Here is a 16705-nt window from a genome sequence, read left to right on the forward strand (position 1 = left end):
TATATTCGAAATTATCAATTGCTGAAGCTCAAGAGGCTTATGATGAAGTGATCAATAGTTTTCCAATATAAGGTATTGCTTCTGGTGACAGCTATGTTCTTCATACCCCTATAACAATGTTTAGTTTTTGATAAGGATGGGGGAGTATAAATATGAATATGAGATACGTACCTAGGGAAGAAGATATACTGATTGATAATGAAGAATTAATGAATAAGGACTATGATTCTAATAATGGATTATTAGAAGAGATAGTATTAGCTAGGAAAGTTATTTGTGAACAAAATAACGAAATTGAAAAACTAAACAAAGTTATAATGAAACAAGGTAACGAGATTACTACTGAAGTAAATTCTAATTTAATTATGAAAAAAGCGTTGCAATCCCAGGAAGAATTTATTGTTAATATATCCCATGAACTTAAAACTCCTCTAAATGTTTTGTCTTCGTCAGTTCAGTTATTTAGTTTATACAGTAATAGTGGTTCATTAGACAAAATGAGGATTTCAATTATTAAATATATTAGCTCAATGAAGCAAAATTGCTATAGATTATCTAAACTTATTAATAACATAGTTGATTCATCGAAAATTGAAACAGGTTTTTTTGAATTGCACTTATCAAATAATAATATAGTTGAAGTTGTAGAGGATATAACATTGTCTGTAACTGATTTTACTGATAGTAAAGGTTTAAATATTATTTTTGATACTGATACAGAAGAAAAAATAATTGCCTGTGATCCAGAAAAAATAGAGAGAGTAGTATTAAATCTTCTATCAAATGCTATAAAATTCTCTGATAAAGGTGATGAAATATTTATTAGTGTTAAAGATAAGAACAAATTTGTTGAGATATTAGTCGAAGACAATGGCATTGGAATTGAAGAAAAAAATTTGGATACAATATTTGATAGATTTAAACAGATAGATAAATCATTATCAAGAAATGCAGGTGGCACAGGTATAGGGTTAAGTTTAGTTAAGTCAATTGTAGAATTACATAATGGGTGTATCTATGCTGAAAGTGAAGTTGGAAAAGGAAGTAAGTTTATAGTTACGCTTCCTTCAAGAAATGTGTCTCATGAGAATGTAATACTTAGTAATAAAATATCAAGTAAAAATGAAAACACAAGAGTGGAACTTTCAGATATTTATTTATGAGATATTTTAAATGAATTGTGCTGTACAAGTTATAATCGCGAAGTAAATATAAAAAAAATAAGGAGCTTAATTACATTTGTGTTACTTTCGTTATTTCAATTTAGTTCCAGTTTAAAATAAGTTGCATATAATTATAGTGTCTTAAAAATAAGGAGTGATGTTAATGTTAAAGCATGATGATAATTGTTTCTGTGAAAAAAAACATGATAACGAAGATTGCTGTGAATATTGGTGTAAACGTTGGTGTGAAAAAAAATATGATAATGAATATTGGTGTAAAATAAAACATGAATATAAAAATTGGTGTGAAAAGAAACACGATAATAAAGACTGTTGTGAAAAAAAACATGATTGTGAATATTGGTGTGAATATTGGTGTGAATATTGGTGTGAAAAAAAACGAACTGATAAATGTGATTATAAATAAAGACAAACCCATGACCATGATTTCGTATCACTAGATTATATGGTCCTAAAATTAAAGCAAGTAAAAAGTGCAGAGTTGTCTTTTATGGAAACCCTGCACTTAAATTAGTATTATGCTGTACACATATATTCAACATAATAAGACTACCCTCCTTTTAAGATACTTTAAAGATGGTAGTCTTATTAGTGATATGCTGTGTTTTCTGAAAGTAACTCAATTACTATTGTGTTACTTTCGTTAATATTTTATTTGCAAAACAAGTTTATAAATTTGAAATGAATTACGACGAATATAACTTAAAATTAAGCTAAACTATACCTATATATTGTCGATAAATATTTAACAAAACTAAATTTTAGGAGGAGTTTACTTGTATAATCGAGTATCATCACTTATGAGCTATAAAAATAACTATAATAACATGTTAAGTACTAATAAAAAAACAACTAATAATATTAATACAAATACTAAGAAATATACTTCGGGTAATTATGATGAACTTAAATTTAATAATAATATTTTGAATGTGAGTAGTGGAACAAATTATAAAATTAAAACTTTAATGCATGGATATGCGGATATAAGTGTAAAAGAAAATAATAATGTAGGATTACTTTATTATGATATGTATCCTAATAAAGATGTTTCTGAAGCATTCTCGGAAGATGAGTTTACTGATATGGCTCAATCAACTAAATTAGTTAAAATTATAGGTAGCAATAATCCTTTAGATAAAAAGTTGAATTTATTAAGAACCTTTTTCCCAAATTCGCAAGAAGTAAAAGCTAGATTGGTTAGTTTGGGTGCTGAGGCTGGAAAAATGATTCAACTTGATAATAAATCAGAAAAAGTACTTTTTGAAACAAGTGGTTGGATATATACTCAAGATGACCTTTCAAATCTACAAAATGGATATAATCGTAATGATTTTTCCCAATTTGGTTATACTGAAGACTCAAAGTTTACAATTGATGGTAAAGATTATAAATTAGATAGCACTGGTCACTTAAATATTCCTGAAGGTACTATATGTACACCGGATAGAGTTAAAATCACTAGAGGGGTATAGGCAGCAAAACGCGGAAATTATACTCTAAGCATTTAAAAAACATAAAACCCCTATTTTTTATACTCTAAAGGGCGCCACTAGGTCAAAGTAACTTAAATATGATGATTCTTATTAATAGTCAAAATAAAAATTAGTGACACCCTGTTTAGTTTATATTTATACAAAGCTTGATCTTTTTATTGTTAAGCTATTTGTTAATATCCTGTGTTTGCGGATATTTATTTAAAAATACCTTGTTTGCCACTTGTAGTTTTTCGGTATACTCAAAATATGAGAAACTCAAAATTTTTAAATTTGAAAGAAAGATATCATAGTATCCGCTGCTTTGTTGAAAATCCAAAAGTAGTTGCTGCATTTTATATGCAGACGTTAATTTGTAATCATCGGAAGTGCGTATCTTAATATATTCCTCCAATATTTCTTTATTGTTCTCTATATAATCGTCCATATTATCAACAGCCTTAAGCATAGCATTGTTCATTTTTACCATATCAGTTTTTTGCATAACTGAAAAGCAGTTTTCTAAATATTCTTCAAGCTCGGATGAGAAATTTAAATTGTCGACGCTATCAAGAAAATTTACAACATTATAGTATGCATTTTCCTTTTCTTCACTGTCAATTTTTTCATTAAGAAACTGCCCAAAATGGATACATAAATACATTCCATAAGTCCCAGGAAAAGATTGAAGCAATTTTTCTTTAATTGTAAAAAAATCATTGACATTGTCATTAATATATTCTATTTCTTTATCAATATCATAGTTAGTTATCAAATGTTCAATACAATTATATTGTGCTTTCGTCTTTTGCAATTTTAGTTCCATAAGGCATTTACATTTTGATAGAGCTGCCACTTTGTTGTTGCTCTCAAGGATAATTTTGATATCAGAAATATGTATTCCTATTTTTCGTAAAACAGATATTTCCTTTAGTACGGCTATATCATTATCGTTATAATTCCTGTAATTGTTTTTACCGATTTCTGGGCGTATAAGACCTTTTTTTTCGTAATATTCAATTGATTTTTTCGTAAGCATACACTCTTTGCAGACACATTTAATTAACATTTAAATCACCTCATAATTATTATAAGCTAATCCCCAAGGTGACAGTCAACCCCTTAGAAGATCATATAAGAAATATTTAATTTATATACTTTTGCTTATTTCCTCTATTGATTTGTATAAAGTTGGCTTTGAAATATCAAACATATTGCAAATGTCTTTGACAGTTGTTTTCTTTTGTTGATATAGTTCATAAATAGCTTTCTTTTTAGTAATATCTAGCTTTGGTTTCCTTCCACCGACTTTTCCCCTTATTCTTGCAGATGCTAAACCTTCTTTTGTTCTTTCACTTATTAGATCTCTTTCAAATTGGCTAATTCCTGCCATAAAAGTAAACATCAATTTACCCTGGGATGTAGTAGTATCTAACCAACTTTCTTTTAAGCTTTTAATATTAGCACCATTCTTTTCAATTTGTTCCACCAGATTAAATAAATCCTTTGTACTTCTGCTTAATCTTGTAAGATCTGATATTAATATAACATCACCTTTTCTTAATTTACCTAATAACCTATTTAATTCAGGTCTATCTGCTTTAGTTCCTGTAATCTTCTCCTGAATTATTTCTTCAGCTCCTGCTAACTTTAAAGCATCAAGCTGCCTATCCAAACTTTGTTCAATTGTACTTACTCTTGCATATCCAAATATCATTTACATCACCCTTTACCCTTTTTACTTATGTTTATAGTAAACTAAACGGTTACACTTGTAAATAAATTTACTTTGATTTATTTACTAAGTTTATTTACCTTGTGAATGGCTTATCTTTGTTATTATAAAAAAAGGCTAATAAAGTAAATTAAACGGTCGTTTGATTTACTTTATTAGTTGATATCACTTACGATATAATAAATATCAGATAGTTCTGATATTTACGAATGTTTTTTTAATAATATATGAAAAGAGGTAGATATTAAATGGCGCTACGTGGTGGAGAAATTCTAACAAAAGAACAGAGATTAGAATATACAAGAATAACTGATGATTTAAGTGAAGAAGAAATTGCTACATATTACACGTTATCAAGTTCAGATCTAGAAATTGTTAATCGTCACAGGAGGGACTATAATCGTTTAGGTTTTGCATTACAACTATGCGTATTAAGGTACCCCGGTTGGCCATTGTCAATCGTTAAAGATATCCCTTTAAATATTTTAAATTACGTCGCAGATCAAATCGATGTTGACCACAATGTCTATCAATTGTATCGACAGCGTGAAGCCACAGGACAAGAGCATATGGAAGAAATCCGTAAAGAGTATGGGTATAAAACTTATGGTAAGCTGCAAGCTTCTATTTTATCTGAAATGCTATTAAATTGTGCATTGGAAAACGGTAATTCAGTTTATCTAATTCATACAGCTATAAATGAACTGCGTAAAAATAAAGTTATCCTTCCTGGAATGACGACTATAGAATTGCTTGTTTGGGAATCACGTAAAACTGCTGAAGAAAAAATATTTAACATTATTAATAGCTGCATATCTGACGATCAAAAGTTAAAGCTTGAAGAATTACTTAACTCTAAAACTGATATTAATAAAACTCACTTTGCTTGGTTAAAAGAGATGCCAACGAGTCGTTCACCAGAGTCATTTTCAAAAGTTATTAAAAAATTAGAATATATAAGAAAGTTAAAGTTGAATATTACTATAGGAAACATTCATCATAATAGACTTATACAGCTATCAAGAATAGGTGAACGATATGAAACACAGGCCCTTCAACGTTTTGATGTTTCAAAAAGATATGCAATTCTAGTAATTTACCTATTAGATTTAAGCCAGGAGCTTATAGATTTTGCTATAGAAATTCATGATAGGCAAATGATGCATCTTGAATCAAATGGACGGAGGCAGCAGGATGAATTGCAAAAACAAAACGGTAAAGCTTTAAATGAAAAGATAATTCATTTTTCAGGTCTAGTTAGAGCTTTGCTAAAAGCAAAGAGTGAAGGGTTAGATCCATACACAACTATTGAATCGGCTTTAATGCCATGGGATAAACTAATATCATCAGGACAGGAGGCAGAAAAACTTGCAAGGCCCATTGACTATGATTACATAGATTTGATCAAAAATAAATATTCTAATTTAAGAAAATATACTCCGACTCTACTTAAATGTCTTGAATTTAGAGCTACAAAATCAAATGAGCCTTTGCTAGAGGGTATAAACCTATTGAATGAACTTAATGATGCTAAAAAGAGAACTATTCCAAATGATGCTCCTATTGATTTTATACCAAAAAGGTGGAATAAATATGTTTTTGAAGAAGATGGTACCATTAACCGCCGTTACTATGAAATGGCTATTCTTACAGAATTAAAAAACAATATACGTTCCGGAAATATCTCTGTTGTTGGGAGTAGAAGACATAAGGATTTTGAGGAATACTTGGTATCAAAAGAAGAGTGGTCATTAATCAAGCAAAACGTTACAAAGCTTGCTGTAAGCAATAACTATGAAGAATATATTCAAGAAAGAAAAGATACCCTCTTACAACGTATCAAATGGGTTAATGAAAATGTACAAACTCTTGAAGGAGTAAGTCTTCTGAATGGTGAAATACATGTAAAAAGACTTGAAAAAAACACTCCTGAAGAAGCAAAAGATTACAGTAAATCGATTTATAAAATGCTACCCAAAATAAAACTTACTAATTTACTAATTGAAGTTGCAAGTTGGACAAAGTTTGATGATCAATTCACTCATGCATCAACAGGTAAATCTCCCAATAACGATGAAAAAGACATAATTATGGCTACATTGATTGCGATGGGTACAAATATTGGACTTAGTAAAATGGCTGATGCTACAGATGACATAACTTACTACCAGATGGCCAATACTGCACAGTGGCGATTATACGATGATGCTTTAAGCAGAGCACAGTCTACCCTGGTAAACTTTCTACATAAATTATCATTACCTTATTATTGGGGTGATGGCAGCACTTCATCCAGTGATGGTATGCGTGTTCAAATAGGTGTATCCTCACTCCACGCTGAACACAATCCTCATTATGGATCAGGAAAAGGAGCAACTATATACCGTTTTATTAGTGACCAGTATTCTGCATTTTACGCGAAGGTAATTAACACTAATACCAGGGATGCGGTGCACGTAATTGATGGTTTACTGCATCATGAAACTGACCTCCAAATTAAAGAACATTACACAGATACAGCCGGTTTTACTGAACAAACTTTTGGGTTATGCCATTTGCTAGGTTTTAGATTTGCCCCAAGACTAAGAGATATATCTGATGTAAAGTTATACTCATTTAACAAACCTTCTGATTATCCAAAACTTGAAAAGATTATTAAAGTAAAAGTAAATACTAAAATTATTAAAGACAACTACGATGATGTTTTAAAACTAGCTCACTCTATACGGGAAGGAAAAGTATCTGCCTCTCTTATTATGGGTAAAATTGGTTCATACTCACGCCAAAATAGTTTAGCTTTAGCTCTTAAAGAAATGGGGCGCATTGAAAAAACTATTTTCATCCTTGATTATATTTCTAATGAGGAATTACGGAGAAGGATTCAAAAGGGATTAAATAAAGGTGAGGCTGCTAATGCATTGGCAAGAGCTATATTTTTTGCTAAACGAGGAGAGTTTCATGAAAGAGATCTTCAAGATCAGATGCAACGAGCAAGTGTACTTAATATTTTGATGAACGCAATTACTGTTTGGAATACCGTTTATTTAGGTAAGGCTATTGAATATCTTAGAGAAAGAAATGAACTTAATGAAGATTTGTTAAGCCATGTTTCACCTTTGAATTGGGAACATATAAACTTATATGGTCATTACAGTTTTGATAAGAAAAATATCACAACTCTTGATAGTTTGAGACCTTTAAATATAAAATCTGAATAATATATGCACTATCAACTCATAACTCAGGGGGCAGGCCTTAGAGTATAAAAAATAGGGATTTTATGTTTTTTAAATGCTTAGAGTATAATTTCCGCGTTTTGCTGCCTGCTCCCCCTAGATAGTTAGTCTATATCATCCTATTTGACTGCGCAAGTCTCATAATCGCTTTTTAAAATTCAGTTTACCTTTTTAGATACATATAAAATCATTATGAGCATGCAATATAATAAGATGTTATATTGAATCAAAAAAAACGATATATTCAAAACGTAATTGCTTAGTTAAATTTAACTGAATGCTTAACAACATAGATAAACTACTGCTTTAACAGAAAAACGCCGTATCTAATGATACGGCGTTTTTCGTAAGGTTATGAAAATCTAATTTGAATAAATAATTAATATAAATTTAAAAAAATAAAAGTAGGAAGAATTAAAGACAATAATAATTATACGGGTTTTAATTCTTCTATCTCCTTATTTTCCACTTCTTTATTTTCTGTAAAGAGTTTCTCAAACCATTCTTTAGCTTTTGGGTTATTTGTAATATTGCTTTTTAGTAATTCAACTTTTTCAATTGTATCAATTCCAATAGTAGTTAATACACCACCTATTTGAATTAGTTTTCTAGTTCTTGCCTTTCTATCTTGTTCTCTAGTTCTTACTTCTAATTGTTTTTTTTGAGCTTCTAGTTTTTTTATTTTTTCTGATAATTCTTCTATTCTTTTTTCTCCATTTTTAATAACCATATTTTAAACCCCCTAAAAAATAAATTCATAGTTATATTATACCAAAATTTATATTGAAAGTAAAAGGGGCTAGTGGTAAAATATAATTATAGAGAAATACACGAAGTGCGCACTTACACAAACTATCGTTTGTACGGCGGTCTGCTGACAGCTTTAAGATATTCCGTTGGAATATAATCGAAATTAAAATTTCAATAAATTTAAAAAGTAGGTGTAGTCATGGCAATATATCATTTATCAGTTCAGACAATAAGCAGAGGAAAAGGGAAATCTTGCGTAGCATCATCTGCGTATAGAGCAGGCGAAAAACTACATGATGAAAGACAAGATTTAAACCATGACTATACTAAAAAGCAAGGAATTGAAAGTGAGATTATAGCTCCATCAAATTCTCCAAGTTGGGTTAATGATAGGGAGAAACTTTGGAATGAAGTTGATAGAGCTGAAACTAGATGTAATTCTAGAACGGCAAGAGAAATAAATATAGCTTTACCATTGGAACTATCCAAATCGCAACAAAAAGAAATTGTAAGAGAATATGTTAAAGAGAGCTTTGTTGATAAAGGAATGGTTGCAGATGTTTGTTTCCATTTTAATGATGAAAATAATCCTCATTGTCATATCATGCTTACCACTAGGGAGATATGCCAGGAGGGATTTACTAAGAAAAATAGGGATTGGGATAAGAAAGAAAAGGTTGAGGAATGGCGTGAAAGTTGGGCAAAGTATTCAAACAAGGCTTTAGAAAAAGCTGGTTGTGAAGATAGGATAGACCACAGGAGCTATAAAGACCAGGGAATAGACCAGGTGCCAACTATACATCTTGGTAAGACTTCGAGTGAAATGGAAAAGAAGAATATTTATAATCCAAGAGCCGAAATAAATAAACAAATTAAAGAACTTAATAAAGAAAAAATTATAGTTCTTCAGGAGTACCGAGAACTTAAAGATAAGTTGGAAAAGGAAAAAATAAATGAAGCTCAAAAATATAGTAATCTTAAACCGGAAGAAAAGGCTGCATTACAAAAAGTCGAAAAAATATTGAATGAACCACAGACATATGAAAATTCAAATAAAGCTTTAGATAAATTAAATACTATCAGACAGGAGAGCACTTCAAAACTCTCTAAAATTGATTTTGAGGTAGGGGTAATATGTAAACGAATTACCAACATTAACTACAATCTAGATAAGCTTAAAACGGCGGAGAATGAGTTTAAAGAGCTTCCTAAAAATATGTTTGGGAAGTACAAAGATAAAGATAGAGCTGAAACTCTTAAATCCAACATTAAAATATTTAGCAATAACCTTACAAGTGAAGGTTATGTGAGTAATGTTGATATAAAACTTAAAGAGAATAAGATTGAGAATCTGCAAAAGAGTAGTGAAAATTTAAAATTAAATATCAACAAAATAGATAATACTTCAAGTTTAATAAAAACGGGTGTTAAAGTCTTACAAAACAAAGAACTTAGAGAATTTCATAAAGAATACAAAGAACAATTTTCACAAGCTAAGTATCTAAAATACAATGATATGAAAGCTATTAAAGCAGCCGATGAACTTCTGGGGAGACCAATATCTATTTATGAAATTAGAGACACTCATCGTAATAGAGGTGAGAGAATTGATTGTATAAATAAAGAGCTTAGGGATATTGAGAATAATGGTAGAAGGCTTTTAAATGCAAAGGCATGTCTTAAAATTATAGATAGTAACAAGGATATTTACGATAAATGGGATACTAAGATATTTGGTAAAGCTAAGTTCCAAGATGAGCATAGAAGTGAAAAATGGCACTATGACAATGCAGTGGATAATCTTAAAACATATGGGGTTAAAGATAAATTGGATTTAAGAGGTCAAGAGAGCACCCATGAATTTAACTTAAAAGAAGTAAAACCAAAACTTGAAATAGATAAAACAACTTTAGTTCCTTCAATAAATGTTTTAGATGATGTATTAAGAGCTTTGGATAGTGCTTTAAGAACTGAAAGGTCTGTACAACGTCAAGATAATTTAAAGCTTACAAAGGCTTTCAGGGGCAAAAATATGGAAGATGAAATTGAAAGATAAATTATTTCTTATATAAAAAGCAATTTGGATTTGGTTATCTGAATTGCTTTTTTTCATTGTATAAATGTCGAAGAACATGCTATAAACTTGTTATTGACTATTAATTTATAAAGCATTATAATAATGTTAACAAAACAATGTTAACAAGTGTTAACCTAGCAATACCAATGTATTACGTAAAATATTATGTTAACAAAAATGAAAAGGAGGTATTTTAAAATGGCAGATGAAAAAAGCACAGTATTAGGAATTAGACTTGATGCAGAAGAACGCAAAAGATTTGATGAATTTGTAGGTGAAGAGGGTAAAAACAATAAGGATTTTCTTAATACCTTGTTGAATCTATTTGAATTAAATAAGGGAAAAGTTAAAAATATTAATTTAGTAGGTGATATTGATGTTTTAGAAGGATATACAAACAAAATACACCAATCATTTATAAATATTATTGATAAATTAGAGAGCCAAAAGGGAGATATTGCAGATACTAGCCAAAAGAATTTGCAAATATATAAAGAGAAAGTTAACAATTTAGAAGATGAACTCGAAACAATAAAAGTATTAAATTCAGATAGAGAAACAGAATTAAAAAGTAGCTACACTGATAACACAACTCTAAAAGAACAATATTCTCAATTACAAGAAAACCTACAAGACAAACTAACTATTATCAAGGAATATCAAGGCAAGAATGACACACTTACAGGTATACTTGAAGAATACAAACAATTTAAAGTTGAAGTAGTAGATTATAAAAAATTACTTGAAAATAATAAAACAACTAACATTTCACTAAATGATGATATTAAAGATAAGAATTTTACTATTAATAACTTAAATAAAGATATTGAGAAGTTAAAAGAGGAACAGGTAAAATCCATTAATGAATTGACCAGGAGACAAGATCAGTTGAATGATAAATATGTTTCTGACCTTGAACAGTTAAAAGATAAAGCAAGTATAAAAATGGATAAGGCATTGATAGAACTACAAAAGGCTCAACAAGAACAATTAAGCCAGGAACAATTGAAACATAATACAGATATACAAGAATATCAAAACAAATATAAATCATTGTTGGAAGAATTGGAGAAAGTCAGACCTATCCCAAGAGCTAAAAAAGAGAGTGCAGCGGTTAAAAATAAAAAAATATCCTCAGAAGGAGTTTGATTATTTAAATATGAACAATAAGTTGTCTAAAGAAGACCAATTATCATTAGATAATGCAAAGGCTACATTAGCAATTGAAGGTTTGATTGTTACCGAAGCAGAAACGAAAATCCTAGAAGATTATCTTAAAGGAATCCTTACCGAAGCTGACGTTTTAAAAATCATAAACAGTAAAACCCCAATAAATAAATAGAAAAAAAGACTAGTAAATTATGAACTAGTCTTTTTTATTTACTAGGTTAACATCATCATTTTCAACCTCAAAAATTATAAAATCAGAATCTTCATCAAAACATTCTTCTTTTTCATAACGTAATTCATTATCCCCTAGCATTTCAAACCAGCCATTTTCTTTTAATTCAAAAACAGGACATTGATTATATTTAACATCACCTATGTAAATTGCTCTTATTTTTTTCATGCTCTTTCCTCCTTATCCCAACCTAATAATTTTTTCTCTAAGTCGTCAAAATCATATACTCTTTGTTCGTAATTCGTAAAATTATCTTTCTTAACCTTTCCTTTAGGTGGTTGGTAATCTTTCTTTATGGCATTAATAACCCAACCAACTATATTATCAATTTTAGGTACTGTTTCAGAATACTTATATTTTTCCTTGATAATATTTATATCCCCATTTGCGGTATCTAGTAATGATTTAGCTTGTAATCCGTCTATATCTTCTTTGAATATAGTTTTAACCACACTTATAAGGTCTGTAGAGCATTTTTCTTCTTTGTTGGTGTTTTTATACTCTGTAGTAACACAAACTTCATCAAGAGCCTTATTTTTAGTTTTATTAGCACTTATGTAAAATTTCAAACTTGTTACTTTCCTACCTGTCTTAATTTCTTCAAAGTCAAAATGAATATCACTTAATTTTTTTAGTTCCTTTTGAGTTCTCTGTATAACAAACCTTTTAAAATCATTATATAAAGGGTATACATTGTCTGCTTTCAACAATTTTCTTAATTCATAAATATCAATTTCTATATTATTTTGTTTTTTAAATTGATTAGCTTTAAGTATTTCATACATCCTTATTGAATATTTACTTCTCATACTCAAAATATTTGTTAGCTTATATTGAGTGAATACAGTATTTAGTTTTATCATATAAGGTTTTAAATCGGGATTAAATTTTAAAGTTACCATGCCTGAACCCTTTTCATACCTAACACCACTAAGCCAAGCTGTTTGAATTATTGTATTCCCCTCTTGAATCTCAAAAACTTTTTTCATAAGCTCCTTAGTTATTTTAGGTATTTCTGTGTATTTTGATTTATCTTCAACCCCTACAAGTTCCATAAATTCAGATATTTTAAAGTTATAAGGCTTAAATTCTTCGTCAGTTGGTTGAACCATACTAGCTATTGTAAGTATAATTTTTTGTTCTTCTAAGCTTAGATCATAGCTACTATTCATAATAAAATAATTTGATTTAGTAACTAGATAGTTTTCATCCATATAATCACCCCATAAGAATATATTACCATGTTAATACGAATAGTCAAGATGATATTCGTATTCGTAGTTAGGTATGGAAAGCTCGTATTAGATTTATTTTGGGTATGGAAAGCTCGTAGTTAGGTATGGAAAGCTCGTATTAGATTTTATTTTGGGTATGGAAAGCTCGTAGTTAGGTATGGAAAGCTCGTATTAGATTTTTGAAAGCATTGGTACACCTAGCCTAGAGGGTTGCCCAAAACAATTAAAACAAAGTACTGTAAAACAATTAAAACAACTACTGTAGTTGTTCTTCTATTTTTTTAAATTTTAGGTAATAAATTGAGTAATTAATTTTATTATTGACGTACGTAAAGATGTACAGTATTATATATATAATAATATAAAGAGGTGATTAACATGAGAACTGTTCCTATTACAAATGCTAGGCAAGATATATTTAATATAATAGAACAAACAATTGCAAATTCAGAGCCTATACAGATAACCAGTAAAAAAGGTGATGTTGTAATGATGAGCCTAGATGATTGGTCAGCAATTCAAGAAACGTTATATCTTTTAGGAATCCCTGGCATGAGAGAAAGCCTTTTGGATGGAGCTAAAGAGCCTATTGAAGAGTGCAAATCTTTGGAGGATATAGGATGGGATATATAATAGTTATAACTAAGCAAGCTCAAAAGGATGCCAAGAAATTAGAATCCTGTAGTTTAGATAAAAAAGCAAAGGAGCTGCTAAAGATAATAAAAGAAAATCCCTATCAAACTCCACCACCATATGAAAAACTTATAGGGGATTTAAAAGGCTTCTATTCTCGAAGGATTAATATAAAGCATAGGATAATTTATGAAGTGTATGAAAAAGAAAATACAATTAAGATTTTAAGAATGTGGACACATTATCAGTAAAAAGATGAGGTTGGAGAAGAATATCAGCAAGCAAAACATTTAAATATGTCGTTATTTTAATATTTTGCTTGCATAAGAGTATTTAATTAATATAGAATCTATTATTTGAATTATTTATATTTGTCTGCATACTCAATCAATGCCATTGAAATCAAATCTTGCATTTTGTACTGTCCATTTTCTAAACAGAAGTCTTTAAATGTGTTAAATGCACTTAGGTACAATTTTACACCTCTAGTAATTGCCTGTTCATTTTTGAACTTTTGCGAATCTACTTTTATAATAGGTATCTCAACATCTATAATGTTTTTTTGATTTCTGTACCATTCAAGCATCTCATTAATTTCTATTTTTATGTTGCTAAATTCTTGAACTTCTTCCTTTATATTTTTCATAATAACAGAAGTTTCATTTTTGTTTTTTTTATCAATTGATGTGTTTTCTAAATCTTTTATATTGCTAACTTTTGTTACACTTTTGTTAATAACAAGAGTTTCACTTTCGTTGAGGTCTTTATTTACAAGTGGTTCAGTACCTTTTATGGATTCAGGCACATCATATAAAAAAGTCGACTTATTATAATTTATCTCAGTCAACTTTATAGTTTCTGAAAAATCTTTTCTGTTAATTCCAAACTTTCTAATAAATTTATCGGTAGGTATTTTTTCGTCCTTTAATCTGATTTTATTTTCAAGTGTATTTTCATTTATAGCCACTGCTATGTATATTAATTCTTGTAAAGATAAATTTAGATTTTTGGCTTTACTCATATTGATCACCTCTCACATAATAACTTTAGTATAACTTTTGTTATTATGCATTCTATACTACAACAAAAGAATCCTCTAAAAAAGAATAAAAACTTGAAATTTAAATTAATAATAATTATTCAGGAGATAATATGGTTAATAAAAAGAAATGGTCACACTATAGATAAAAATTTTCTATGCTCTTATCCTTTATATCCTCATTGATTCCAATATATCTTAAAGTAACACTAGGCGATGAATGATTGAATATTTGTTGAAGTAGTGCAACATCTTTATTTTGCCTATAGTGCCAGTAACCAAAGGTCTTTCTTAGGGTGTGAGTGCCTATCTCCTGGAGTCCAATATGCTCCGCTGCACTATTAAGTATTCGATATGCTTGGACTCTGCTAATGGGCTTATTTTCGCCTTTCCTACTCTGGAACAAGTATTCTTCATCCGACATTGTTTTAATATATTTATCTATTTCTATTTTTAATAATGAATTTATTAGGAATCTTTTTATCTTATTTGTCTTTTGCTCTATTATTTTAATATGTGTTTGATCTCTCAAATCCTTAACTTTAAGTTCTAACATGTCGCTGATCCTCAGGCCCGTATTAATCCCAACAACAAACATTAAGTAGTTTTTATATCCTGTTTTCAATAATTCCATTTTCATTTCTTCAAGTTTTTCTCTATCCCTAATTGGTTGAACTAGCTTCATGCTCTACAACTCCTTAATATTATAATTAAGACCGTTATATTACATTGAACGTAACAAGTCAACACGTTATGTTACATTCAAATCAAAAAAAATAAAGAATGAGCAATACCCCCAAAGTGAATGTAACACAATTAGTATTGTGTTACATCCGCTATTTTTTTTTAAAACTAATAATTACACTAGGTTCTACCGATATGAGTATATCAGCTATTTAATGATATTCAATGTCAAAATGGTATACAATATCATGCCCATAACTCATTAAAACGTTCTATATTTCTTTGGAGTATTATAGACTAATTTATATTTCCAACAAATTTGAAATTTCCATAATTAGTTTTAATATGAAAAGGAGCCATTTAGGCTCCTTAAGTGATTCAATACGATGATAAATTATCTTAATCTAATAAATCATCGTATTCATTTAGTAGCCCATCCAGCTTTTGGCTAAGGACTACTAATTTTGCGTCAGTTAATGTTTCTTTTTCATTAATTAACTGATGCATTAACTCTCTGTGTTTCTCAATCTTTTGCTCTATTTCCTGTAATTGTGTCACAGTATCCCACCTTTCGTTACTAATTATAATAAAATAGGATAGGCAAGGGCATATAAGTTTAAAATATTTTGAAAATTAAAAACATTTTAAAGAAAAGATTGTAATTACATGAATAATATTCTATATTTAATTAATATCAATTGGGGGTAAGGCAACGATTAATGTTAAAAACAACCACATGACAATATTTGCCTCTTAATATTGTCACATAAGTCCCTATATTACTTTTGTGATGTCACAAAATATAAAGTTATAAAGTTCATAGTTTTGTGACAATAAATAACGCCAACATAAAAGGTATAGTTTTTGTGTTACTATGCTCTGCAAGTACCTATTTTAGGTGCTTTAAATGGTAACAATTGTCTTGTGGCTGTTTTTTGCACGAATCGTAGCCGTACCCCAATTTGATTTTTGAAAGCTTTTACTGATCAATAGCAAACTTATCGAAAGGTAAGGACGCAAAGCTATAAGGCCTTTCATTTGAATGGTAGCCAGTTGCAGAGCTAAAGTTTTTTATAGATTATTTTATTGATAATAGAACAGTTGGGGCTTCCATTATTAAATTAATTTCAAAAACTAAACTATAAGGGGTATGAAGAACATAGCTGTCACCAGAAGCAATAGGAAAGTTCCGAATTTCATTTTGAAACTTGAACTTAGGTGTATTTAGAGCCTTTTGTTGAGTGTTTTAGATTGA

The 16705-nt window shown here is 29.3% G+C and carries 17 protein-coding genes and 1 riboswitch; of the genes, 9 read left to right on the forward strand and 8 right to left on the reverse strand.

The window, feature by feature from the left end; genetic code table 11:
- The first annotated feature begins 152 nt into the window (after positions 1 to 152).
- The 3 genes from KPL55_RS23765 (at position 153) to KPL55_RS23775 (ending at position 2659) form a co-directional block, all read left to right on the forward strand.
- Positions 153 to 1163 carry a sensor histidine kinase gene (locus KPL55_RS23765; protein WP_216309244.1) on the forward strand — a complete coding sequence of 337 codons (1011 nt, stop codon included), beginning with the start codon at positions 153 to 155 and terminating at the stop codon, positions 1161 to 1163.
- Between the two features lie 163 nt (positions 1164 to 1326).
- Positions 1327 to 1590, forward strand: coding sequence for a hypothetical protein (locus tag KPL55_RS23770; protein WP_216309245.1), 264 nt, complete (start codon positions 1327 to 1329; stop codon positions 1588 to 1590).
- A 370-nt stretch (positions 1591 to 1960) separates the two neighbouring features.
- Positions 1961 to 2659, forward strand: coding sequence for a hypothetical protein (locus KPL55_RS23775; protein WP_216309246.1), 699 nt, complete (start codon positions 1961 to 1963; stop codon positions 2657 to 2659).
- Between the two features lie 187 nt (positions 2660 to 2846).
- Here KPL55_RS23775 and KPL55_RS23780 read toward each other — a convergent pair whose 3' ends face one another.
- Both KPL55_RS23780 and KPL55_RS23785 read right to left on the reverse strand, forming a co-directional pair.
- Entirely contained in the window at positions 2847 to 3728 is an 882-nt protein-coding gene (locus tag KPL55_RS23780) for a MerR family transcriptional regulator (RefSeq protein WP_216309247.1), read from the reverse strand.
- Between the two features lie 81 nt (positions 3729 to 3809).
- Positions 3810 to 4376, reverse strand: coding sequence for a recombinase family protein (locus tag KPL55_RS23785; protein ID WP_216309248.1), 567 nt, complete (start codon positions 4374 to 4376; stop codon positions 3810 to 3812).
- 266 nt (positions 4377 to 4642) lie between these two features.
- On the opposite strand from KPL55_RS23785, the gene KPL55_RS23790 reads away from it, so the two are divergent.
- Positions 4643 to 7612: a Tn3 family transposase gene (locus KPL55_RS23790; RefSeq protein ID WP_216309249.1), complete on the forward strand. Its 2970-nt coding sequence runs from the start codon at positions 4643 to 4645 to the stop codon at positions 7610 to 7612.
- Between the two features lie 448 nt (positions 7613 to 8060).
- Here KPL55_RS23790 and KPL55_RS23795 read toward each other — a convergent pair whose 3' ends face one another.
- Positions 8061 to 8360 (reverse strand): hypothetical protein, encoded by a 300-nt coding sequence (locus KPL55_RS23795; RefSeq protein ID WP_216309250.1) that lies wholly within the window; start codon positions 8358 to 8360, stop codon positions 8061 to 8063.
- Between the two features lie 219 nt (positions 8361 to 8579).
- Between KPL55_RS23795 and mobQ the strand changes: the two genes are divergently transcribed.
- The 3 genes from mobQ to KPL55_RS23810 all read left to right on the forward strand — a co-directional run bounded on the left by mobQ (position 8580) and on the right by KPL55_RS23810 (position 11799).
- On the forward strand, positions 8580 to 10436 hold the full coding sequence (gene mobQ, locus KPL55_RS23800; RefSeq protein ID WP_216309251.1) for a MobQ family relaxase: 1857 nt from the start codon (positions 8580 to 8582) through the stop codon (positions 10434 to 10436).
- A gap of 219 nt (positions 10437 to 10655) precedes the next feature.
- Positions 10656 to 11606, forward strand: coding sequence for a coiled-coil domain-containing protein (locus KPL55_RS23805; protein ID WP_216309252.1), 951 nt, complete (start codon positions 10656 to 10658; stop codon positions 11604 to 11606).
- 10 nt (positions 11607 to 11616) lie between these two features.
- Positions 11617 to 11799 (forward strand): antitoxin VbhA family protein, encoded by a 183-nt coding sequence (locus KPL55_RS23810; protein WP_216309253.1) that lies wholly within the window; start codon positions 11617 to 11619, stop codon positions 11797 to 11799.
- A gap of 24 nt (positions 11800 to 11823) precedes the next feature.
- Here the strand turns inward: KPL55_RS23810 and KPL55_RS23815 are convergent, their stop codons facing one another.
- Both KPL55_RS23815 and KPL55_RS23820 read right to left on the reverse strand, forming a co-directional pair.
- Positions 11824 to 12027, reverse strand: coding sequence for a hypothetical protein (locus KPL55_RS23815; RefSeq protein WP_216309254.1), 204 nt, complete (start codon positions 12025 to 12027; stop codon positions 11824 to 11826).
- Entirely contained in the window at positions 12024 to 13073 is a 1050-nt protein-coding gene (locus tag KPL55_RS23820; protein WP_216309255.1) for a replication initiation protein, read from the reverse strand. The genes KPL55_RS23815 and KPL55_RS23820 overlap by 4 nt, the downstream gene beginning before the upstream one ends.
- A gap of 399 nt (positions 13074 to 13472) precedes the next feature.
- Between KPL55_RS23820 and KPL55_RS23825 the strand changes: the two genes are divergently transcribed.
- The gene (locus KPL55_RS23825; protein ID WP_216309256.1) at positions 13473 to 13727 is read left to right on the forward strand and encodes a type II toxin-antitoxin system Phd/YefM family antitoxin; all 255 of its coding nucleotides are present in this window, start codon (positions 13473 to 13475) and stop codon (positions 13725 to 13727) included.
- Complete coding sequence (locus KPL55_RS23830) at positions 13715 to 13978, forward strand: Txe/YoeB family addiction module toxin (RefSeq protein ID WP_216309257.1); 264 nt, start codon at positions 13715 to 13717, stop codon at positions 13976 to 13978. The genes KPL55_RS23825 and KPL55_RS23830 overlap by 13 nt, the downstream gene beginning before the upstream one ends.
- A 110-nt stretch (positions 13979 to 14088) precedes the next feature.
- On the opposite strand, the gene KPL55_RS23835 is transcribed toward KPL55_RS23830, so the two are convergent.
- The 3 genes from KPL55_RS23835 to KPL55_RS23845 all read right to left on the reverse strand — a co-directional run bounded on the left by KPL55_RS23835 (position 14089) and on the right by KPL55_RS23845 (position 16008).
- Complete coding sequence (locus KPL55_RS23835; RefSeq protein ID WP_216309258.1) at positions 14089 to 14748, reverse strand: hypothetical protein; 660 nt, start codon at positions 14746 to 14748, stop codon at positions 14089 to 14091.
- A gap of 157 nt (positions 14749 to 14905) precedes the next feature.
- Positions 14906 to 15451, reverse strand: a complete 546-nt coding sequence (locus KPL55_RS23840) for a site-specific integrase (protein WP_216309259.1) — start codon at positions 15449 to 15451, stop codon at positions 14906 to 14908.
- A gap of 398 nt (positions 15452 to 15849) precedes the next feature.
- Complete coding sequence (locus KPL55_RS23845; RefSeq protein ID WP_216309260.1) at positions 15850 to 16008, reverse strand: aspartyl-phosphate phosphatase Spo0E family protein; 159 nt, start codon at positions 16006 to 16008, stop codon at positions 15850 to 15852.
- Between the two features lie 423 nt (positions 16009 to 16431).
- Positions 16432 to 16511, forward strand: a riboswitch (cyclic di-GMP riboswitch).
- The last annotated feature ends 194 nt before the right edge of the window (positions 16512 to 16705 follow it).

The sequence above is a fragment of the Clostridium lacusfryxellense genome, assembly GCF_018861735.1.
GTDB lineage: Bacteria > Bacillota > Clostridia > Clostridiales > Clostridiaceae > Clostridium_AD > Clostridium_AD lacusfryxellense.